We start from the raw sequence: 22,398 nt of genomic DNA, 5'->3' as shown, positions 1-22,398 counted from the left end.
GATAAAGCTGGGACAAGGCTCGAAGCTATCAGTGCGACGGTGGGTCTGGCGGTTAAAGCACATTTGTTGTGTGCCTGGATGTGTATGCGATACCTGATCGAATTCGGGGCTGCTTTGCAGCCCTTTCGCCGGCAAGCCAGCCCCCACAGGGACGACACAGTCCAGAGAGCAGCGCGAGTCCTGTGGGAGCTGGCTCGCCGGCGATGGGCCGCATGGCGGCCCCGAGCTACACCACAATCATTACAGAAGAGCGTAGATGGACATCAGCAACAATTCATTGGCGCAGAAAAACAAAAAGCCCGCTCTATTGAGCGGGCTTCTTGATTTTGTGTGGCGGACTCAGGAGGATTCGAACCTCCGACCGCTCGGTTCGTAGCCGAGTACTCTATCCAGCTGAGCTATGAGTCCGTGGTGGTACTTTTTAGACCAGGTTACCACTGGTTGACTGAAGTGCCTTTGCAAGCAGAGCCACTTCAAAAAGTGGCGGACTCAGCAGGATTCGAACCTGCGACCGCTCGGTTCGTAGCCGAGTACTCTATCCAGCTGAGCTATGAGTCCGCGATGGTATTTTTAGACCAGATTACCACTGGTTGATTGAAGTAGCCTTGCAAACAAAGCCACTTCAAAAGTGGCGGACTCAGGAGGATTCGAACCTCCGACCGCTCGGTTCGTAGCCGAGTACTCTATCCAGCTGAGCTATGAGTCCGTGTCTTGCCGCGCATTATAGGTCGCTGAAACATTTTTGCAAGAACTTTTTCGTTTAAAATCAACTACTTAGCGTTCTTACCGTTTACAGCGCCCTAAGCGAATAATGGCGGTGAAGGGGGGATTCGAACCCCCGATACCCTTATGAGGTATACTCCCTTAGCAGGGGAGCGCCTTCGGCCACTCGGCCACCTCACCGCAACACGAGGCGAATATTAAACAGGCTCTTCCTCGTTTGCAACCCTTTTTTTGAAAAAAACTTCAAAAAAATTAAAGGCTTGGCTCCTCGTCCTTCTCTTTCTTGATCCGCAGGTAGATTTCCTCGCGGTGCACAGCCACTTCCTTCGGGGCGCTGACGCCAATACGCACCTGGTTGCCTTTGACGCCGAGCACCGTCACGGTGATCTCGCCGTCTCCAATGATCAGGCTCTCGGCGCACCGACGAGTCAGAATCAACATAGCTTTCTCCTTACGCAAAACATTCAGGGGTAACAGTCTTGGGTGTCGCGGCCTGGTCGTGGACGACGACCAGGGCCCGGTTGCTCGTCACCCAGGGCAGGACAGGCCTGCGTGGCGAGCAGAAACGCGAAGGGCGCGGCAAGCCGCGCCCTTCCAGGCAGCGTATTACTCGCTCTGTCGTGCCGGAGCGTCGAGTTCGAACGCGGTGTGCAGCGCGCGCACGGCCAGCTCCAGGTACTTCTCTTCGATCACGACCGAAACCTTGATCTCGGAGGTGGAGATCATCTGGATGTTGATGCTCTCCTTGGCCAGGGCTTCGAACATGCGGCTGGCAACACCGGCGTGCGAACGCATGCCGACGCCAACGATCGAGACCTTGGCGATCTTGGTGTCACCGATCACTTCACGGGCACCGATTTCGCGGGCAGTGTTTTCCAGCACGCTCTGCGCCTTCTCGTACTCGTTGCGGTGCACGGTGAAGGTGAAGTCGGTGGTGTTATCGTGGGCAACGTTCTGCACGATCATGTCGACCTCGATGTTCGAGGCGCTGATCGGGCCGAGGATCTTGAAGGCCACGCCCGGAGTGTCCGGCACGCCGCGAATGGTCAGCTTGGCTTCATCACGGTTGAAGGCGATACCGGAAATGATCGGCTGTTCCATGGATTCCTCTTCATCAATGGTAATGAGGGTACCCGGACCCTCCTTGAAGCTGTGCAGCACGCGCAGCGGAACGTTGTACTTGCCGGCGAACTCCACCGAACGGATCTGCAGCACCTTGGAACCGAGGCTGGCCATTTCCAGCATCTCTTCGAAGGTGATCTTCTCCAGGCGCTGGGCCTGTGGCACAACGCGCGGGTCGGTGGTGTAGACGCCATCGACGTCGGTGTAGATCTGGCACTCATCAGCCTTCAGCGCAGCCGCCAGGGCCACACCCGTGGTGTCGGAGCCGCCACGGCCCAGGGTGGTGATGCTGCCGTGCTCGTCGACGCCCTGGAAGCCCGCTACCACGACCACGCGGCCTTCCTTGAGGTCGGCACGAATCTTCTGGTCGTCGATCTGCAGGATGCGCGCCTTGTTGTGCGCGCTGTCAGTGAGAATGCGCACCTGGTTGCCGGTGTAGGACACCGCTGGCACACCACGCTTGATCAAGGCCATGGTCAGCAGGGCAATGGTGACCTGCTCACCGGTCGACACGATCACATCCAGTTCACGCGGAACCGGCTGATCGGTGATCTGCTTGGCCAGGTCGATCAGGCGATTGGTTTCACCGCTCATTGCCGACAACACAACCACCAGGTCGTCGCCCGCCTCACGGTGTTTCTTGACCTTATCGGCTACCTGCTCGATCCGCTCGATGGAACCGACAGAGGTGCCGCCAAATTTCTGTACGATCAACGCCATTTCAATGGTGCCTCAGCCCATACAGGGCCCCAAAAAACAATCCAACATGAAGAGGCCGCGACTAGACCGCCGGCCCCTTCATCTCAAAGTCCCTGCTCTGCGAATGGCACGGCCAGCGCCAGGGCCTGGTCCAGTGCAGCGACGTCGACGCCGCCACCCTGGGCCATGTCCGGACGGCCACCGCCCTTGCCACCCACCGCCGCAGCGGCTTGTTTCATCAGATCGCCAGCCTTGAGTTGGCTGGAGAGGTCCTTGGTCACGCCGGCCACCAGCACGACTTTGCCCTCATGCTCGCTGCCCAGCAGGATCACTGCGTGGCCGAGCTTGTTCTTCAGCTGATCGACCAGCGCCAGCAGGGCCTTGCCGTCCTGCCCATCCAGGCGGGCGGCGAGCACCTTGGCGCCCTTGACCTCAACGGCCGCGTTGGAGAGATCATCCCCGGCGGCGCTGGCGGCCTTGGCCTGCAGCTGTTCCAGCTGCTTCTCCAGCTGGCGGTTGCGCTCGAGCACAGCCGACAGCTTGTCGATCAGGTTGTCGCGGTTACCCTTCACCAGCTGGGCGGCTTCCTTGACCTGCTCTTCGGCAGCGTTCAGGTAGGCCAGCGCAGCAGCGCCGGTGACCGCTTCGATGCGGCGCACGCCAGAGGCCACGCCGCCTTCGCTGATGATCTTGAACAGGCTGATGTCACCGGTGCGCTTGGCGTGGATACCGCCGCACAGCTCCACCGAGAAATCGCCGCCCATGCTCAGCACACGCACGGTGTCGCCGTACTTCTCGCCGAACAGCGCCATGGCACCCTTGGCCTTGGCGGTTTCGATGTCGGTCAGTTCGGTTTCCACCGCAGTGTTCTTGCGCACTTCGCGGTTGACGATGTCTTCCAGGGCCTTGATCTGCTCCGGTTTCACCGCTTCGAAGTGGCTGAAGTCGAAACGCAGGCGCTGGCTGTCGACCAGCGAGCCTTTCTGCTGCACGTGCTCGCCCAGTACCTGGCGCAGCGCTTCGTGCAGCAGGTGGGTGGCAGAGTGGTTCAGCGAGGTGGCGTGCTGCACCTCGGCATCGACCTTGGCCTCGACCGGCGAACCGATCACCAGCGCGCCGCTGGCAACCACGCCATGGTGCAGGAAGGCACCACCGGTCTTGGTAGTGTCGCGCACATCGAAGCGCGCAGCGCCAGCCTGCAGGTAGCCGGTGTCGCCCACCTGGCCACCGGATTCGGCGTAGAACGGCGTGCGATCGAGCACGACCACGCCCTGCTCGCCTTCACCCAGCTGGTCGACGGCCTGGCCGTCCTTGTACAGGGCGATGATCTTGCCCTGGCCTTCGGTGGCCTCGTAGCCGAGGAACTCGGTGGCACTGTCGACCTTGACCAGGCTGTTGTAATCCATGCCGAAGGCGCTGGCGGAACGGGCACGCTCACGCTGGGCGTCCATCTCGCGCTCGAAACCGGCTTCGTCGATGGTCAGCTCGCGCTCGCGGGCAATGTCGGCGGTCAGGTCCATCGGGAAGCCGTAGGTGTCGTACAGCTTGAACACCACGTCGCCCGGCACCACGTCGCCCTTCAGCTGGGCCAGGTCCTGCTCGAGGATGCGCAGGCCCTGCTCCAGGGTCTTGGCGAACTGTTCTTCTTCAGCCTTGAGCACGCGCTCGATGTGCGCCTGCTGGCTGTTCAGTTCCGGGAAGGCCTCACCCATTTCGGCGACCAGCGCGGCAACGATCTGGTAGAAGAAGCTGCCTTTGGCACCCAGCTTGTTACCGTGGCGGCAGGCGCGACGAATAATGCGGCGCAGCACGTAGCCACGGCCTTCGTTGGACGGCAGCACGCCGTCGGCGATCAGGAAGCCGCACGAACGGATGTGGTCGGCGACCACTTTCAGCGAGGCCTGCCCCTCATTGCTGCAACCGATGGCCTTGGCCGCGGCGGAAAGCAGGTTCTGGAACAGGTCGATCTCGTAGTTCGAGTGCACGTGCTGCAGCACGGCGCTGACGCGCTCCAGGCCCATGCCAGTATCCACCGACGGCGCAGGCAGCGGGTGCAGCACGCCATCGGCGGTGCGGTTGAACTGCATGAAGACGTTGTTCCAGATCTCGATGTAGCGATCGCCGTCTTCTTCCGGCGAACCGGGTGGGCCGCCCCAGATGTCCGGGCCGTGGTCGTAGAAGATCTCGGTGCACGGGCCGCACGGGCCGGTGTCGCCCATGGTCCAGAAGTTGTCGGAGGCGTACGGGGCGCCCTTGTTGTCGCCGATGCGCACCATGCGCTCGGCCGGCACGCCGACTTCCTTGGTCCAGATATCGTAGGCTTCGTCGTCAGTGGCGTAGACGGTGACCCAGAGCTTTTCCTTTGGCAGGTTCAGCCATTTTTCCGAGGTCAGGAAGGTCCAGGCGAAGGTAATGGCATCGCGCTTGAAATAGTCACCGAAGCTGAAGTTGCCCAGCATTTCGAAGAAGGTATGGTGGCGCGCGGTGTAACCGACGTTTTCCAGGTCGTTGTGCTTGCCGCCGGCGCGCACGCACTTCTGGCTGCTGACGGCACGCGTGTAGGCACGCTTCTCCGCACCGAGGAAGCAGTCCTTGAACTGGTTCATGCCGGCATTGGTGAACAACAGGGTCGGGTCGTTGTTCGGGATCAGCGAACTGGAGGCGACTCGGGTATGTCCCTGCTCTTCGAAGAAGCGAAGGAAGGCTTCACGGATTTCTGCGCTTTTCATAGGTTCTTCCACGGAAACGGCGGCCGTTTGGGCTAATACGTCGAATCGACGAAACGACGGCAAAGGGCGCCATTATAGCCAGCCTGAACGGGAGATACAGTGTGTTTGTACACCAGAACAGCAATCGGCGGATGAAAAGCCGTTCATGAGCACGCCCAAGGCGGCAAAGCGGACCTGCAGGCCTGCCCATGCGGTACATAAGCAACACCTGACCCGCGCAGCGGAACGGGATCCTGCTGGCCCACCTTCGCTGCCGGAGCCCTCCATGCCTGAGCTGAACCTGTCCAAACTCCACTCGGATCCACACCCACTGCCTCACGAGGCTACCCTGGCCAATCCGAACCCGATCTACTACATAGATGCTCGCGAACCTGGTTACGCCCAGACCGCCTTTCCCAATGAAGACAACCCCCAGCAGCAGACCGAGGTCAAGTACATCCAGGCTGACTCCAACGTGCGAATCACCCTGGAACACACTTACCCGCTGGGGCGACGCTATCGCCGCAACACCCAGAACAGCGAACTGCTGGTCTTCAACGTGGCCCCGCGTGCGCTGCGCGCGGATGGGCAGCAAAAGCGCGTACGTATTGCCCCTCGCGAATGCCTGCTGGAAGTGACCATCAACGATGCGGTATTCATGGTCGTCGCGCATACCGCCCAAGCCATCGCCATTCGCCTCACCGATGGCAATCACCACGTCGTCATCGCCCCGGAGGTGAAGAAGACGGTGCTGATCGACATGATAGGGAGCGGCAACAGGATCGACACCGGCGCAGGTATCGTCCACATCGACGCCCATACCGGCACGCACCAGATTGTGGTCGGTAGCGGCCCGGTACTCATCGACAAGGGCGACGCGGTTGTCAACGTCACGGGGCACCGCCTGCTTGGCCGCGAGTCCTCCAGGGTCGAGCTCTACCGTGATACCGAAAACGATGCACGACTGGCCCGGCCCGTGACGGTCGAACATCAGGCCCTGGGCAATATCGGTGTGCGAGTGACGGGTAGCGACCCGTTCAGGCAAGCAGCACAGGATGCGCTGGAGCTACTGCGCAAACTACCCTGCGGCCAGGCGCTGCTGGCGGCCCTGGATAAAAAGGCCGGGCAGTCCGGGACACCGATCAGCCTGATCGAAGCATCCAGACACCAATTCACGACCTATACACCCAGCGACCACGAAGAAGATGAAGACGAAGGCCACTTCATCATCGACGAAAACCAGAGTAGCTGGGGCTACAGCGGCGGCACCCTGGCCTACAACCCTGGCTGGTCGACCGCTGCGCAACTGCCGCTACTCGACCTGTACCGCTGTCTGTGCCAAGGCTGGAACTCGATGACTGGCACCGTCTTTCCGGGCCAGACCGAGGTTCCAGGGAAAAACGGCACTTATCCGGTGGACAACCTGCTGCTGCAGAGCATCGGCTTGCCCACCGATTGCAAGTTCACATTTGGCGGCAGCACCGTCCTGAACACCAACCCACCCGCCTTCACTGAAAACGGGCTGCGCCAGGCGCTGCAACTGGAACTGCGCACACAGCCGTGAGCCCAGGGTACCGGGGCCAGCTCAGCCCAGTCGCTGGCCGGAGTCAGGAACGATCAGAATCCCCGCCCTGAGGCCATTCTTGACCTTGGGGTTGGGGAAAATGATGCGCGCGCCCTCCTCCTCGACCACCCAGCGCGTCTCGGCCAGGTCCTCGGCCAGCAGGTAGCCCTTGCTCAGCTCGGAGAAATTCTCGATGTCCGCCGGCAGATGCAGGTGGAAGCTGTCGCTGTGCTTGATGATCTCGCGGGACACGCTGAACAGCTGCAGGCCATCCAGCGAGCTTTCGCCCTGCGGCTCGGTGTCTTCGATGATGCGGATCAGCCTCGCTTCCAGCTTGTCGAGGTTGACCAGCTCGTTCTGCCCGAACGGTCGGGCCTTGCCCAGTTCCAGGGTAAAGGCCTCGGCCTCCAGCTGCTCGTAGGTGAAGGCGCTGAACGTGATTGAAGACTTGCTCTGCAGCAACACTGCCTCCATGCCCGCCGCCGCCAGCCGTACCAGCTCGCGACGGGAATGCTTGCGCCCCTCTTTATAAGGGTACAAGGCAAATTGCTCGATCTTCGAGCCACGGATGGCGGTATGCAGGTCGTAGTGCAGGCGGCTGCGCCCCGGCTTGCTGAAGAACACCCGGGCGAACTGTTCAAGCTCGGCGGCACGCAATGCCTCGAAGCCACTGGACAGCTCGTGGCGCCCGTTGAACAGGCGGTTGATGTCCTGCTCGATGAAGCGCTCGCCCTTGCGGATAGCTGCCGGGTTGCCGAACAGGAACAGCACCCGGGCCTTGGGTATGATCTTGCCGTTGGCCACGCCATGCAGCAGCCGCTCGAGCAACTCGATCGGTGCCGTTTCGTTGCCGTGGATGCCGGCGGACAACAGCAAATCCAGCCCGCAATCCTCGTTTTCGGCCGGGCGCACTTCGAGCGCGCCCTCCCCCAGCCAGCGCAAACGCGCGCCCTTGGTTGTCACTTGGGTCTTCTCGGCCGGTTCGTGATCGGTGAGGGTCAGCTCAAGCAATTTGCCAAGGGCGAGCATAGGTACTTCCTTAGTGGTGGTGGCCGCAGTCGGGGCCATGGACGTGATCGTCGTCTTCGCCGACCTCCGCCGGTTCCATTTCCAGCTGCAGGCTGACCAGGTTGGTGGCCATCGGGCGCAGCAGCAGGTTGGCGTACTCGGTGTCGTCTTCCTCGACATCCACGCCGATCAACAGCTGGCCACGACCATCCTGCTGAATCCACACTTCCTTGCCTTGCCAGACCACGGCAAAGCGGGTGCAGGAAGTTTCCAGCTGGGTGCCGTCTTCATCTTCCAGGATAAGGCGCAGGGCGTCGGTCATTGCAAAGTCTCTCTTCAAGGTTGGCGTTGGAACGGATACACCGAGCCCAACTTCAGGATCTGGGTCAATTCGTCCAGTGCCGTACGGCATTCCACCAGCAACTGCGGGTCGGCCAGGTCCGCCTCGCCAAGGCGATCGCGGTAATGCTTGTCGACCCACAGCAGCAGGGTGTCGTACAGCGAGGCGGTCATGATAACGCCTTGGTTGACCGCTGCCAGTTCCGTTTCCTTCAACGCCACGCGCAAACGCAGGCAAGCCGGCCCACCGCCGTTCTGCATGCTCTGCTTGAGGTCGAATACCTTGACCTCTTTCACCGCGCCGCCCTGGCTGGTCAACTGGCCCAGGTAGGCCCAGACCCGCTCGTTGTTGCGGCACTCTTCCGGCACCACCAACAGCATGGAGCCGTCGTCGCGGCTGAGCAGCTGGCTGTTGAACAGATAGGAACGCACCGCGTCCTCCACCGTCACCGCTGCCCGTGGCACGCAGATGGCCTGGAAGTTGCCACCCTTGCTGGCCAGTTTAGCTCGCAGCTGGCCAAGTACCGCGTCGGTGTCGAGGAAAGCGTCCTCGTGATAGAACAGCACCTCGCCGTTGCCCACCGCAATCACATCGTTGTGGAACACGCCCTGGTCGATCACGGCCGGGTTCTGTTGAGCGTAGACCACGCCGTCATCGCGCAGGCCATGCAGCCGGGCCACGGCCTGGGAGGCTTCCAGGGTTTGCCGGGCCGGGTACTTCTGCGGCGCCGGGTAGCGGCTGTCGAAGGCGCTGCGGCCGTAGACGAAGAACTCCACGCCGGCCTCGCCATACGCACGGCAGAAGCGCGTGTGGTTGGCCGCACCCTCGTCACCGAACTGCGCCACGGCAGGCAGTGCCTCGTGGTGGGCAAAGTGCTTGTCATCGCTGAACATGGCACCCAGCACGCGGCTGGTGGTTGGGTGCTCGATGCTGCGGTGGTACTTGCAGTTGAGGTTGGCAGCGGTGAAGTGCACGCGGCCATCGGCGGTGTCGGCACTGGGGCTGACTGTGGCGGCGTTGGCCACCCACATGCTCGAGGCCGAGCAGCTGGCCACCAGCAATGGCATGGCCTCCCTGGCGGCGCGCTGGATCACTTCGGCGTCGCTGCCGCCGAAGCCCAGGCGGCGCAGTGCGGCCACGTCCGGGCGCTCCTGCGGCGCCAGCACGCCCTGCTTGAAGCCCATGTCGGCCAGCGCTTTCATCTTCGCCAGGCCCTGGCGCGCGGCTTCGCGCGGGTTGGACCCCTGCTGGCTGTTGCTCTGCGAAGCCACGTTGCCGTAGGACAGGCCGCCATAGTTGTGGGTAGGCCCCACCAGGCCATCAAAATTCACTTCGTAGGATTTCATCGGCTAGGCTCCGTGACCTGTTGTTATAGGGTGATGCCCGGCGTCAGGGTCGCCGGCAAGGCAAGGCTGGCGGTCTCCAGCGAAGCCACGGGGTAAGCGCAGTAGTCCGCCGCGTAATAGGCGCTGGCGCGGTGGTTGCCACTGGCGCCCACGCCGCCGAACGGTGCACTGCTGGCGGCACCGGTCAATTGCTTGTTCCAGTTGACGATGCCGGCGCGGCTGCGCAGCCAGAAGTACTGGTAACGGGCGCGGGAGTCGGACAGCAAGCCGGCGGCCAGGCCGTACTGGGTGTTGTTGGCCTCATCGATGGCGGCATCGAAGTCGGCATAGCGGATCACCTGCAACAGCGGGCCGAAGAACTCTTCGTCCGGGCGCTCGGCCACAGCGGTGACATCGACAATGCCCGGGGTCAGCAGTGCGGCATCGGCCTGTGGCTGGGTCATTTCCAGCAGCTTAACGGCACCCTTGGCGACCAGTTCGGCCTGGGCTGCAATCAACGCTCGCGCTGCCTGCAGTGAAATCACCGAGCCCATGAACGGCGCCGGCTGCTGATCGAACGCGCCGACCGTGATGGATCGGCTCACCTCGACCAGCCGCGCGATCAGCGCATCGCCCCAGGCGCCTTGCGGCACCAGCAGACGACGGGCGCAGGTGCAGCGCTGGCCGGCGGAAATGAACGCCGACTGGATAATGGTATACACCGCCGCATCCAGGTCCTTGACCTCATCCACCACCAGCGGGTTGTTGCCGCCCATTTCCAGGGCCAGGATCTTGTCCGGGCGGCCAGCGAACTGCTGGTGCAGCAGGTTGCCGGTGCGGCTGGAACCGGTGAAGAACAGGCCGTCGATCCCCGGGTTGGCGGCCAGCGCCACACCGGTTTCGCGCGCGCCCTGCACCAGGTTGAGCACCCCCGCCGGCAGCCCGGCGGCAATCCAGCAATTGACGGTCAGCTCAGCGACCTTGGGCGTCAGCTCGCTGGGTTTGAACACCACGCAGTTGCCCGCCAGCAGCGCCGGCACGATATGGCCGTTGGGCAGGTGGCCGGGGAAGTTGTACGGGCCGAACACCGCCACCACACCGTGGGGCTTGTGCCGCAGCACGGCCGTGGCATCGGCCAGCGGGCCACTCTTCTCGCCGGTGCGCTCGCGGTAGCTCTGCACCGAGATCGCTACCTTGTTGATCATGCTGGTGACTTCGGTCGCCGACTCCCACAGAGGCTTGCCGGTTTCCTCGCCGATGCACTGGGCCATGGCTTCGGCATGCGCTTTCAGTTGCGTGGCAAACTTCTCCAGCACATCGATACGCGCTTCCAGGCTCAATTGCGCCCAGGCCGGGAAGGCCTGTCGCGCAGCCTGCACGGCGGCATCCACCTGGCCGGCGTCAGCGCCCTGCCCCTCCCAGACGACGGCTTGCGTCACCGGGTTGAGCGACTGCAGGGTTTCACCCTGGCCAACCTGCCAATTGCCTGCGATGTAATGCGTGGTCATTTACTGGGCCTCCCGGCTTGCCGACAGCGGCACGGCGCGCACGTTGTCACCGGCACCCATGCGCAGGCGCTTGGCGGTCAGGGGGTCGACCACCAGGGTACCGGCAGCCAGCCGCGCAGGTGCGGCCGTTATGCGGCAGTCGTCGCGTTTGCGGTTGTGGATGATGTAAGGCGTCGCGTCATCGCCCGGCGTGCCCACCGCCAGCACCAGGGTCTGGCTTTCGCGCACGGCGCGTATCCTGGAGGTGTCGCACTCGATGGCGGGGCCGGCATCGAAGATGTCGACGTAGCCCTGATAGTTGAAGCCTTCCTGCTTGAGCATGGCCAGCGCCGGCTCGGTGTCTTTGTGCACGCGGCCGATCACGTTGCGCGCCGCTTCGGAGAGGAAGCAGGTGTACAACGGGAACTTCGGCATCAGTTCGGCAATGAACGACTTGTTGCCCACGCCGGTGAGGTAGTCGGCCTGGCTGAACTCCATCTTGAAGAAGTGCCGGCCCAGGCTTTCCCAGAACGGCGAGCGGCCCTGCTCGTCGGACATGCCGCGCATTTCGGCGATGATCTTCTTGCCGAACAGCTCGGGGAACTCGGCGATGAACAGCATGCGCGCCCGCGACAGCAGGCGGCCGTTGAGGCCGGAGCGATAGTCGCTGCGCAGGAACAGCGAGCACAGCTCGGAGTTGCCGGTCAGGTCGTTGGCCAGGAACAGGGTGGGGATTTCGCGGTAGATCTTCAGCTCCTGCGAGGCGCTGACGGTCAGGCCGACCCGGTAGTTGTACCAAGGTTCGCGCAGGCCGACGGCACCGGCGATGGCACTGATGCCCACCACCATGCCTTCGTCGTTTTCCAGCACGAACAGGTAGTCGGTGTCGCCACGCTCGGCTTCGCCACGGAAGCTCTTTTCCGCCCAGCCAACACGATGCCCCAGGCGCTCTTCGTTGGCCGGCAGCGTGGTCAGCCCGGTGGTACCGGTGCTGCGTGCCAATTCGATCAACGCAGGCAAATCGCTGCTGCGTACAGGACGAACGATCATGCTATCTCCTTTTGCGGCGGCGGCGGCCGGCGCGAAACTCTTCTAACGCATCAATCCCGAAACGTCTGTCGCCAGACCTCAGACCGCAACCAGACGCACGCTGGCCCCCTCGCCCACCCCCAGCGCCTCGGCGGCTGCAGGGCTCAGGCTGACGGGTTTGCCCGGCACCCAGTCCAGGTCCAGCAGTACAGCGCGGTAGTCCTGCAACTGGCCGTTGCACACCAGGTACGGGCGCCCGCCCTTGACCGGGGTGTCCTCGAGCTTCACCGGCACCACCCGGCTCTGGGCGATCGAGCGGATGCCCGAGGTACGCGCATGCAAGGTCGGGCCACCATCGAAGATGTCGATGTAGTGCTCGGTCTCGAAGCCTTCGCGCATGAGGATGTCGAAGGTAATCTGCGCCCTCGGATGTACCTGGCCCATGGCTTCCTGAGCCAGGTCAGGCAGCAGCGGCACGTATATCGGGTAGTGCGGCATCAGTTCGGCGAGGAAGGTGCGGCTTTTAAGGCCGCACAGGCGCTCGGCGTCGGCGTAATTGAGGTCGAAGAAGTTGCGCCCGATGGCATCCCAGAACGGCGACTCACCCTGCTCGTCGCTGTAGCCGACGATCTCGGTCACCACCGAGTCGGCGAAACGCTCCGGGTGAGCGGCCATGAACAGCAGGCGGCCACGTGAATTGAGCTCGGCCCAGCCACTGTTCACCAGTTCCGGCAGCACATAGAAGCTGGTCAGCAGGCTGTTGCCGGTCAGGTCATGGCACAGCGACAACACGTGGATCTTGTTATGGATCTTCAGCTCGCGCGAGGCGTGCACGAAGGTCTCGTTACGAAAGCTGTAGAACGGCTCGGAGTAGCCGGCCGAAGCTACGATGGCCGAGCAACCGGCCAGCTTGCCGGTTTCGCTGTCCTCGAGCACGAAGAAGTAGCTTTCTTCACCGTTGAAGCTGACCTCGGCGGCGAAGGAAGTCTCGGATGCGGCGATCTTGTCGCCCAGGCGAGCGGTGTCGTCCGGCAGCGAGGTGACACCAATGGGGCTGTCTGCAGCCATGCGCTGCACTTCGTTCAGATCAGCCATTTGCGCGGGGCGCATCACCAGCATGGTGTCACTCCTTTGGAATACGGGCCGCTCACGGCAGCACGGGAAAACGGCAGGTGCACCGGCACCTGCACTGGAATCGGGTATCACCGGCCCGGTGCAGACTCGGGTTGAGCCTGGGCCAGGGCCGGTGAAGGGACTGCAGGCGGATCAGCCCTTGGTCAGGGTGGCCACGGCGCGCTCGAAGCGGTCCAGGCCTTCGTCGATGTCGGCGTCTTCAACCACCAGGCTTGGCGCGAAGCGGACCACGTCCGGGCCGGCCTGCAGCACCATCACGCCTTCTTTCTCGGCGGCGTTGAGCACGTCCTTGGCCTTGCCTTTCCAGGCCTCGGTCAGCACGCAGCCCAGCAGCAGGCCAACGCCACGCACCTGGCTGAACAGGTTGTACTTCTGGCCGATCTGCTCCAGGCGGACCTTGAAGCGCTCATGCTTGGCCTTGATGCCGGCCAGGGTTTGCGGGGTGTTGACCACGTCCAGCACCGCGCAGGCGACAGCGCAACCCAGCGGGTTGCCGCCGTAGGTAGTGCCGTGGGTGCCGACGGCCAGGTGCTTGGCCAGCTCGGTGGTGGTCAGCATGGCACCGATAGGGAAACCGCCGCCCAGGCTCTTGGCGCTGGTGAGGATGTCCGGGGTAACGCCGTAGTGCTGGTAGGCATACAGCGAACCGGTACGGCCAACGCCGGTCTGCACTTCGTCGAAGATCAGCAGGGCGTTGTGTTCGTCACACAGTTTGCGCGCGCCCTCCAGGTAGGCCTTGTCGGCCGGCACCACGCCGCTCTCGCCCTGGATAGGCTCGATCACCACGGCGCAGGTCTTGTCGGAAATCTGTGCCTTCAGCGCTTCCAGGTCGTTGTACGGCACATGGCTGATGCCGGTGATCTTCGGGCCGAAGCCATCGGAGTACTTCGGCTGGCCACCGACGCTGACGGTAAACAGGGTACGGCCGTGGAAGCTGTTCACGGTGGCGATGATTTCGTGCTTTTCCGGGCCGAAGCGGTCATGGGCAACGCGACGGGCCAGCTTGAAGGCGGCCTCGTTGGACTCGGCGCCGGAGTTGCAGAAGAACGCTCGGTCGGCAAAGGTTGCGTCCACCAGCTTGTGGGCCAGGCGCAGGGCCGGCTCGTTGGTGAACACGTTGGATACATGCCAGAGGGTGTTGGCCTGCTCGGTCAGGGCCTTGACCAGTGCCGGGTGGCAGTGGCCCAGGGCGTTGACCGCGATACCACCGGCAAAGTCGATCAATTCGCGACCCGACTGGTCCCAGACGCGGGAACCCTCGCCTCGCACAGGAATGAAGGCCGCCGGAGAATAGTTGGGGACCATGACCTGGTCGAAATCGGCACGTTGCACCGGGGCTTGCTCAACGGACATCTGAGTCTCCTGAAGAGGAACGCTGGCCTGGAAGTGGCGAGCGATGGGGGGATTGTAAGGACTGATCCGCGCCTGTCCTTGCGGCCAAGCGACAACTTGTTACAGCGCAAAACCCAGTTTTGGCAAGGCTTTCGGCAATGCGACAAACACTGTCGCAATCGCGCAGTGTACGGGAGAGAGGGGGCTGGGTGAACGGGTGTACACGAAGGTTTGTGAGGGGCGGGATGCCTGGTGAATCGTGCGGGATGTTCGGCGAGGTTCGTGTGGCGCCTGTGAGATCGAGCGCCGCCCGCGCGGCGCTTCGCAGCACAAGGCTGCTCCTACATCTGCTTAAGGCCAGTTATTCCTGAGGTGAGGGCGCGGCCCCTTGCTGTTCATCTCGATATTGCGTCGGACAAACAAGGCGGTCGCGTGCGATGGTGCAGGCGTGACTGGCCGGAAACAGATGTAGGAGCAGCCTTGTGCTGCGAAGCGCCGCGCGGGCGGCGTTCGATTTCCGCCGCACCATCAAACCCAAGGCCTACGCCCCGAACCCCCTCGAAATTTCAGCCTTTTTCGGCAGGCGCCGAGCTCAGTTCGAACGGGCTGCTGCTACGCCGCTGGTTGCGATCCTCCCGCGGCGTTGCGCCAAAGAAGTTGCGGTAGGCACTGGAAAAATGCGGCCCCGAGGAAAAGCCGCAGGACAGCCCGATCTGGATGATCGACTTGCTGGTCTGCATCAGCATCTGCCGCGCCTTGTTCAGGCGCAGCTCCAGGTAGTACTGGCTCGGCACGCGGTTGAGGTATTGTTTGAAGATACGCTCCAGTTGCCGGCGCGAAACGCACACGTGCTGGGCAATTTCGTCGGTGGTCAGTGGCTCTTCAATGTTGGCCTCCATCAGCAGCACCGCCTGGGTCAGCTTGGGATGGCTGGAGCCCAGGCGGTTCTGCAACGGAATGCGCTGGCGCTCGCCACCCTCGCGGATGCGCTCGACCACCAGCTCCTCCGACACCGCTCCGGCCAGCTCCGCTCCATGGTCACGAGCCAGCACCGCCAGCAGCAGGTCGGTCACGGCCATGCCGCCACAAGCGGTCAGGCGATCACGGTCCCAGTCGAACAGGTGGCTGGTGGCGATCACCTTGGGGAAGCGCTCGGCAAAATCATCCTGCCAGCGCCAGTGCACCGCAGCCCGGTAACCGTCGAGCAGGCCCAGCATCGCCAGGGGGTAGACCCCGGCCGACAGGCCACCGATCATGCAGCCACTGCGCGCCAACTGCTTGAGCGCCGCCGACAACGCCGCCCCCACCGCCGACGGCTGCTCGTCAGCCAAAAGAAACAGCTTGTGGCACCCCTCAAGGCGACCGTTCCAAGGGTCGCCCGGCAAGCGCCAGCTACCCTCTTGCGCCGGCTCCGCCTGCAGGAAGACCAGCTCGTAGGCCACCTCCGGGTGCACCCGCTGCGCCACCTGCAACACTTCCTCGGCCAGCGCCAGGGTCAAGGGCCTGGTGCTGGGCCAGATGAGAAAACCGATTCGCTGGGTGGTCATAGGGTGCGGTCCGAAACCTGAGGTCGTTCGAGTCTGTGCGCCGGGTCAGGCTGCGCTCGCCGCGCAGCATGCCCTATTCTGGTGCAAATTTGCAGTTTTTACTTCAGGCTGCCGGAGAGGAACTGCTTCAGGCGCTCCGACTGCGGGTTGGCAAGCACTTCGCGCGGGCAGCCGGTTTCCTCCACCAGGCCCTTGTGCAGGAACACCAGTTGGTTGGACACTTCACGGGCAAAGCCCATCTCGTGGGTAACCACCACCATGGTGCGGCCTTCCTGGGCCAGCGCCTGCATCACCTTGAGCACATCGCCCACCAATTCCGGATCCAGCGCCGAGGTCGGCTCGTCGAACAGCATGACCTCCGGCTCCATGGCCAGCGCCCGGGCAATTGCCACACGCTGCTGCTCGCCGCCGGACATGTGCCCCGGGAAGGCGTCCTTGCGATGAGCGACACCTACCTTGGCCAGGTAGTGCTCGGCCTTTTCCAGGGCTTCCTTGCGGTTCACGCCCAGCACGTGCACCGGCGCTTCGATGATGTTTTCCAGCGCTGTCATGTGCGACCACAGGTTGAAGTGCTGGAAAACCATCGACAGGCGCGAGCGCATGCGCTGCAGCTGACGCGGGTCGGCGGCCTTGAGCGCGCCGTCCTTGCCCGGTACCAGCTTCAACTCTTCGTTATTGAGCAGGATCTTGCCGGCGTGCGGCTGCTCCAGCAGGTTGATGCAGCGCAGGAAGGTCGACTTGCCCGAACCGCTGGAGCCGATGATGCTGATGACATCGCCTGCCTTGGCCGACAGGGACACGCCCTTGAGCACTTCATGGCTGCCGTAGCGCTTGTGCAGGTCTTGGACTTCGAGTTTGTACATGCTGTCGATTCTCACAAAGCGGTCAGTGCTTGCGCGGCGCCAGGTAGCCGAGCCAGCGGCGTTCGGCCATCTTGAACAGGCGCACCAGGATGAAGGTCAGGCACAGGTAGAACACGCCCGCCGTGATATAGGCCTCGAAAGGCAGGTAGTACTGCGCATTGACCGTGCGCGCAGCGCCAGTGATGTCGATCAGGGTGACGATCGACGCCAGGCTGGTGGTCTGCAGCATCATGATCACTTCGTTGCTGTATTGCGGCAGCGCCCGGCGCAGGGCCGACGGCAGCAGAATGCGCCGGTACATCTTCATGCGCGACATGCCCATGGCCTTTGCCGCCTCGATTTCGCCATGGGGCGTGGCCTTGAGGCTGCCGGCGATGATTTCGGCGGTATAGGCACTGGTGTTGATACCGAACGCCAGGCAGGCACAGAAGGTAGCGCTGGACAGCAGCGGCCACAGGAAGCTTTCGCGCACCGCCTCGAACTGCGCCAGGCCGTAGTAGATCAGAAACAGCTGCACCAGCATCGGCGTGCCGCGGATCACGTAGGTGTACAGCCACGCCACGAGGTTGACCGCTGGCAGCCTGGACACCCGCATCAGGCCCAGCGGAATGGCCGCCAGCAGCCCGAAGAACAGCGAAATCGCCAGCAGCTTGAGGGTGGTCAGCAGGCCGCCGAAGTACATCGGCAGTGCCTCCCAGACGACGTTGTAGTCGAAGATCATAGTTCAGCCACCTTGACGCCCACCGAGTAGCGGCGCTCGAGATACTTCAGGGCCAGCAGCGAGATGCTGGTCAGCACCAGGTACAGGGCCGCCACCGCCAGGAAGAAGGTGAAAGGCTCGCGGGTGGCGTCGGCCGCCTGCTTGGCCTTGAACATCATGTCCTGCAGGCCCACTACCGAAATCAGCGCGGTGGCCTTGGTCAGCACCAGCCAGTTGTTGGTGAAGCCCGGGATCGCCAGGCGAATCATTTGCGGCACCTGGATGCGGAAGAACACCTGGCGGTTGCTCATGCCATACGCCACGCCCGCTTCGGCCTGGCCTTTCGGGATACCGAGGAATGCACCGCGGAAGGTTTCCGAAAGATAAGCACCAAAGATGAAGCCCAGGGTACCGATACCCGCGATCAGCGGATTCAGGTCGATGTAGTCTTCATAACCGAGCAGCGGCGCAACCCGGTTGATGATGTCCTGCCCGCCGTAGAAGATCAGCAGGATCAGGACCAGGTCCGGAATACCACGAATCACCGTGGAATACAGATCGCCCAGCCAGGCCAGCCAGCGCACCGGCGACAAGCGCAGCGCCACACCGATCAGGCCGAGCACGATGGCCAGGGCCATCGACGACAGGGCGAGCTGAAGCGTCAGCCACGCCCCGTCGAGGATGACTGCCCCGTAGCCTTTCAACATGATGAGGTCCTCGACCTAGAGAATGAAAAATGGTGCAAACCTCAGAGCTTCTGCTGTTTGCACCATTGCACAGGTGAAACCCGACGCCTTAGTTCGAGTCTGGACCGTAGATGTCGAAGTTGAAGTACTTCTTCTCGATTTCTTTGTACTTGCCGTTGGCACGGATGGCATCGATCGCCGCGTTGATGCGGTCGACGTTGGCCTTGTCACCCTTGCGCACGGCGATACCGATGCCGTCACCGAAGTACTTGGCGTCGGTGAAGGACGGGCCTACGAAGGCGAAGCCCTTGCCGGCGTCGGTCTTGAGGAAGCCGTCTTCCAGCAGGGTGGCGTCAGCCACGGTGCCATCGAGGCGGCCAGCCGCCACGTCCAGGTAGATTTCGTTCTGGGTGCCGTAAGGGACCACGGTGGCACCTTTGGCGCCCAGCACTTCCTTGGCGAAGCGGTCGTGGATCGAGCCGCGCTGCACACCAATCTTCTTGCCCTTGAGCTCATCCAGGCTGTCGCTGACGGCGGTACCTTCCTTCATCACCAGGCGCGCCGGGGTCAGGTAGTAGCGCTTGGTGAAGTCGACTGATTTCTTGCGGTCGTCGGTGATCGACATGGACGACAGGATGGCGTCGATCTTGCGCACTTTCAGCGCCGGGATCAGGCCGTCGAACTCCTGCTCGACCCAGGTGCACTTGGCCTTCATCTCTTCGCACAGGGCGTTGCCGATGTCGTAGTCAAAACCGGCAATGCTGCCGTCTGGCTGCTTGAAGGCGAAGGGTGGATAGGCGGCTTCGATGCCGATTTTCAGCGGTTTTTCATCGGCCTGCGACACCAGGGAAAACACGGACAGCGCCAGGGCGCCAAGCAGTGCGAGCTTCTTCATCAGGTAACTCCATCGGTACTGGGCAATACAAGGCAGGTAACGGCTGCCCGATATGCGAATGGGTACAACGCGAGCCGCGCAGGGTTCGACCAAGGTCGCAGACCACGAGCGAGTGAGTGGCATTTTAACGACAGCCCGGTAGTCGATATTTCTTCAAAGCGACAACTACTTACAGAAGCGCTTGAAACCGAAGCGGGCGATGTTGACAGCCATTGCAAAATATGCAAGAGCGCAAGAAATAGAACCTATAGTACTAGCAATTCCCGGGCCTATTATTGGCAAAGCCTTGTATTACGGCAAGTGCAGCGTGCTGCGTTGCAAAAAAAGGCTGTGAAAACGCACCGAAACAGGCCGGAATTGTTTCCTGGCGCCCCGATCTTGTGCGGCGCCGGTGACAGAATAGTTACCGATGAATGTCGGGTAACAGTAAAGCAAAAACCCCGCCGGTTTCCCGGGCGGGGTTTTGTTGGTACAGCACACGCCTTCCCCTGTGGGAGCGGCTTCATCCGCGAACACCGGCAACGCCGGTGCCATCCACCGCGCTGGGTTCTCCGCGGCTAAAGCCGCTCCCACAGGGATCGCACAAAGCCTTCAGCGTGCACCAGCCCTCTATCAGGCCGAAGCCAGGCTCATGGCCTTGTGCGTATCGATCAGGTGCTGCACCACGCCCGGGTCGGCCAGGGTCGAGATATCACCCAGGGCATCGTACTCACCCGTGGCAATCTTGCGCAGGATGCGGCGCATGATCTTGCCCGACCGTGTCTTCGGCAGACCCGGCGCCCACTGGATCACATCCGGCGAGGCGATCGGGCCGATTTCCTTGCGCACCCAGTTCTTCAGCTCCAGGCGCAGCTGCTCGCTGGCCTCGATACCGGCGTTGAGGGTGACATACACATAGATGCCCTGCCCCTTGATGTCGTGCGGTACACCCACCACCGCGGCCTCGGCAACTTTCGCATGCGCCACCATGGCACTTTCGATCTCGGCAGTACCCATGCGGTGACCGGACACGTTCAGCACGTCATCCACGCGGCCGGTGATCCAGTAGTAGCCATCCTCGTCGCGGCGCGCACCATCACCAGTGAAGTACATGCCACGGAAGGTCTTGAAGTAGGTATCGACGAAACGGTCGTGGTCGCCGTACAGCGAACGCGACTGGCCCGGCCAGGAATCGAGGATCACCAGGTTGCCTTCGGCAGCGCCCTCGATCAGGTTGCCCAGGTTGTCCACCAGCGCCGGCACAACGCCGAAGAACGGGCGGGTTGCCGAGCCCGGCTTGAGGCCGGTAGCGCCCGGCAGCGGGCTGATCAGGATGCCGCCGGTCTCGGTCTGCCACCAGGTGTCGACGATCGGGCAACGCTCCTTGCCCACGGTCTTGTAGTACCAGTTCCAGGCTTCGGGGTTGATCGGCTCACCCACCGAGCCCAGCAGGCGCAAGCTGGAGCCATCGGCACCTTCAACAGCAGCCTGCCCTTCGGCCATCATCGCGCGGATGGCGGTTGGCGCGGTGTACAGGATGTTGACCTTGTGCTTGTCGACGATCTTCGACACACGGGTGATGTCGGGATAGTTCGGCACGCCTTCGAACAGCAGGGTGGTGGCACCGTTGGCCAGCGGGCCGTAGACGATGTAGCTGTGGCCGGTGACCCAACCCACGTCGGCGGTGCACCAGTACACCTCGCCCGGGCGATAGTCGAACACGCGCTCATGGGTCAGCGCGGCGTATACCAGGTAGCCGCCAGTGGTGTGCAGCACGCCCTTCGGCTTGCCGGTGGAGCCGGAGGTATAAAGGATGAACAGCGCTTCCTCGGCACCCATCTCTTTCGGTGCACAGTGGCTGGAGGCGACCTTCATCAGGTCTTCGTACCAGATATCGCGGTGCTGGTGCCAGGCAATGTCGCCGCCGGTGCGCTTGCACACGATGATCTTCTGCACGCTGTTGGTTTCAGGGTTGGTCAGCGCCAGGTCGACGTTGGCCTTGAGCGGGGTACGCCGGCCACCGCGCACGCCTTCGTCGGCGGTAATCACGACCTTGGACTTGCAGTCGATGATACGGCCGGCAAGCGCCTCGGGCGAGAAGCCGCCGAATACCACCGAATGGATCGCACCGATACGGGCACAGGCCAGCATGGCGACCACGGCCTCGGGGATCATTGGCATATAGATGGTGACCACGTCACCACGGTGCACGTCCTGGCCACGCAGGGCGTTGGCGAACTTGCAGACCTGCTCGTGCAGTTCGCGGTAGGTGATGTTGCGGTGCTCGGAAGGGTCGTCGCCTTCCCAGATGATGGCCAGCTGGTCGCCGCGCTCTTCAAGGTGGCGGTCCAGGCAATTGGAGGAAACGTTCAGAGTGCCGTCGGCGAACCATTTGATATCGACGTGGTGGTCGTCGAAGGAGGTCTGCTTGACCTTGGTGAACGGCTTGATCCAGTCGATGCGCTGGGCCTGCTCGCGCCAGAAGCCGTCCGGGTTGATCACCGATTGCTGGTACATGGCCTTGTAAGTGGCCTCGTCGGTCAGGGTGGTGGCCGCAACCTCGGGACGAACGGGATACAGTGGAGCCGCACTCATCTGTGTTACCTCGGTGTAATAGTTGTTTTTGTATGGAACCGTTTGTAACTGTACCAGAGCGACAAAAGCCATTCGACGTTGGTAGTAATTTGGTACGCCCGTCCCGACAAAGCGCTCTGGCACGCACCTTACAGCCCAGACGAGAAAATACGGGGGCGGTTTATCAGAGGATTGTTACAGATTCTGTCAAAACACTTTATCAAAAGACCCACTGTTTCGGTCTTGGCGGCAGCCATAAAATTCACTTCGCCAGCAACGGCAAGGCGATTAACAACTGGTAACAGCCCCCACGAAGGCAAGCGTTAATCCCCATCCAAACCCGATAGTTGAAACTAGCAATACTCGCGGCGCCATAAGCGCCGCGTGCCCCCTCACGACCTTAGACAGGTAAATTGAAAATGAAAGCTTTACTGGTATTGGTACTTGGCAGTCTTTGCGGCGCGGCGATGGCCGGCGAAGCCAAAGATGCCGAGCAGATTCCGGTTGAACAGTACAGTTACTCGCAGCACCTGGACATTGCCCGCGTCATTTCCATAAGCGAAGTGCCCAATGTGTGCGAAGTCGTGCCAGCCCGCATGACCTACGAGGACTCCAAGGGCCAGAAGCACATTCTCGAATATCGCGTGATGGGGAACGGCTGCTCGAACGGCTGACACCTTGTG

The 22,398-nt window shown here is 62.3% G+C and carries 18 protein-coding genes and 4 tRNA genes; 2 read left to right on the top strand and 20 right to left on the bottom strand.

Translation table 11 applies throughout. The annotated features are described in order from the left end of the window. Positions 1-331: 331 nt before the first annotated feature. From CAF92_RS18770 to alaS, 7 genes are all read right to left on the bottom strand, one after another. Positions 332-408: transfer RNA gene (locus tag CAF92_RS18770), tRNA-Arg, on the bottom strand. Between the two features lie 73 nt (positions 409-481). After that, a tRNA-Arg gene (locus CAF92_RS18765) sits at positions 482-558 on the bottom strand. 71 nt (positions 559-629) lie between these two features. Next, positions 630-706: transfer RNA gene (locus CAF92_RS18760), tRNA-Arg, on the bottom strand. Between the two features lie 106 nt (positions 707-812). Further along, a tRNA-Ser gene (locus tag CAF92_RS18755) sits at positions 813-903 on the bottom strand. A gap of 72 nt (positions 904-975) precedes the next feature. Continuing rightward, on the bottom strand, positions 976-1,164 hold the full coding sequence (csrA, locus tag CAF92_RS18750; RefSeq protein WP_003254503.1) for a carbon storage regulator CsrA: 189 nt from the start codon (positions 1,162-1,164) through the stop codon (positions 976-978). Positions 1,165-1,329: 165 nt separating this feature from the next. Beyond that, positions 1,330-2,565 carry an aspartate kinase gene (locus CAF92_RS18745; RefSeq protein WP_013973645.1) on the bottom strand — a complete coding sequence of 412 codons (1,236 nt, stop codon included), beginning with the start codon at positions 2,563-2,565 and terminating at the stop codon, positions 1,330-1,332. An 83-nt stretch (positions 2,566-2,648) separates the two neighbouring features. Beyond that, positions 2,649-5,273, bottom strand: coding sequence for an alanine--tRNA ligase (alaS, locus tag CAF92_RS18740; protein WP_046614622.1), 2,625 nt, complete (start codon positions 5,271-5,273; stop codon positions 2,649-2,651). Positions 5,274-5,538: 265 nt separating this feature from the next. On the opposite strand from alaS, the gene CAF92_RS18735 reads away from it, so the two are divergent. Further along, positions 5,539-6,816, top strand: a complete 1,278-nt coding sequence (locus tag CAF92_RS18735; protein ID WP_085601601.1) for a M91 family zinc metallopeptidase — start codon at positions 5,539-5,541, stop codon at positions 6,814-6,816. Between the two features lie 21 nt (positions 6,817-6,837). On the opposite strand, the gene astE is transcribed toward CAF92_RS18735, so the two are convergent. The 13 genes from astE to acs form a co-directional block, all read right to left on the bottom strand. Beyond that, entirely contained in the window at positions 6,838-7,845 is a 1,008-nt protein-coding gene (gene astE, locus CAF92_RS18730) for a succinylglutamate desuccinylase (protein WP_046614624.1), read from the bottom strand. 10 nt (positions 7,846-7,855) lie between these two features. After that, entirely contained in the window at positions 7,856-8,146 is a 291-nt protein-coding gene (locus CAF92_RS18725) for a topoisomerase II (RefSeq protein ID WP_003256592.1), read from the bottom strand. Positions 8,147-8,160: 14 nt separating this feature from the next. Further along, positions 8,161-9,510: an N-succinylarginine dihydrolase gene (astB, locus tag CAF92_RS18720; protein ID WP_046614625.1), complete on the bottom strand. Its 1,350-nt coding sequence runs from the start codon at positions 9,508-9,510 to the stop codon at positions 8,161-8,163. 23 nt (positions 9,511-9,533) lie between these two features. Continuing rightward, positions 9,534-10,997: a succinylglutamate-semialdehyde dehydrogenase gene (astD, locus tag CAF92_RS18715; RefSeq protein ID WP_046614626.1), complete on the bottom strand. Its 1,464-nt coding sequence runs from the start codon at positions 10,995-10,997 to the stop codon at positions 9,534-9,536. Beyond that, a complete protein-coding gene (gene astA, locus CAF92_RS18710) occupies positions 10,998-12,026 on the bottom strand; it encodes an arginine N-succinyltransferase (RefSeq protein ID WP_013973651.1) in 1,029 nt (342 codons plus the stop codon). A gap of 78 nt (positions 12,027-12,104) precedes the next feature. Next, positions 12,105-13,124 (bottom strand): arginine/ornithine succinyltransferase subunit alpha, encoded by a 1,020-nt coding sequence (gene aruF, locus CAF92_RS18705; RefSeq protein ID WP_085601600.1) that lies wholly within the window; start codon positions 13,122-13,124, stop codon positions 12,105-12,107. A gap of 147 nt (positions 13,125-13,271) precedes the next feature. After that, complete coding sequence (locus CAF92_RS18700; protein ID WP_046614628.1) at positions 13,272-14,492, bottom strand: aspartate aminotransferase family protein; 1,221 nt, start codon at positions 14,490-14,492, stop codon at positions 13,272-13,274. A gap of 545 nt (positions 14,493-15,037) precedes the next feature. Then, positions 15,038-16,018, bottom strand: a complete 981-nt coding sequence (gene argR / locus CAF92_RS18695; RefSeq protein WP_085601599.1) for a transcriptional regulator ArgR — start codon at positions 16,016-16,018, stop codon at positions 15,038-15,040. A 98-nt stretch (positions 16,019-16,116) separates the two neighbouring features. After that, entirely contained in the window at positions 16,117-16,881 is a 765-nt protein-coding gene (locus CAF92_RS18690) for an ABC transporter ATP-binding protein (protein ID WP_025340127.1), read from the bottom strand. A 22-nt stretch (positions 16,882-16,903) separates the two neighbouring features. Beyond that, the gene (locus CAF92_RS18685; RefSeq protein ID WP_046614630.1) at positions 16,904-17,602 is read right to left on the bottom strand and encodes an ABC transporter permease; all 699 of its coding nucleotides are present in this window, start codon (positions 17,600-17,602) and stop codon (positions 16,904-16,906) included. Next, positions 17,599-18,288, bottom strand: a complete 690-nt coding sequence (locus CAF92_RS18680) for an ABC transporter permease (protein ID WP_003260113.1) — start codon at positions 18,286-18,288, stop codon at positions 17,599-17,601. Before CAF92_RS18680 ends, CAF92_RS18685 begins: the two co-directional genes overlap by 4 nt. Before the next feature lie 88 nt (positions 18,289-18,376). Beyond that, positions 18,377-19,162, bottom strand: coding sequence for an ABC transporter substrate-binding protein (locus tag CAF92_RS18675; RefSeq protein ID WP_046614631.1), 786 nt, complete (start codon positions 19,160-19,162; stop codon positions 18,377-18,379). Positions 19,163-19,774: 612 nt separating this feature from the next. Beyond that, a complete protein-coding gene (gene acs, locus CAF92_RS18665) occupies positions 19,775-21,736 on the bottom strand; it encodes an acetate--CoA ligase (RefSeq protein ID WP_015271271.1) in 1,962 nt (653 codons plus the stop codon). Positions 21,737-22,134: 398 nt separating this feature from the next. On the opposite strand from acs, the gene CAF92_RS18660 reads away from it, so the two are divergent. Next, positions 22,135-22,389 carry a DUF2790 domain-containing protein gene (locus tag CAF92_RS18660; protein WP_085601597.1) on the top strand — a complete coding sequence of 85 codons (255 nt, stop codon included), beginning with the start codon at positions 22,135-22,137 and terminating at the stop codon, positions 22,387-22,389. Positions 22,390-22,398: the final 9 nt, after the last annotated feature.

This window comes from Pseudomonas sp. B10(2017) (genome assembly GCF_002113295.1).
GTDB lineage: Bacteria > Pseudomonadota > Gammaproteobacteria > Pseudomonadales > Pseudomonadaceae > Aquipseudomonas > Aquipseudomonas pudica.
This window is presented reverse-complemented; position numbering and strand designations above follow the sequence as displayed.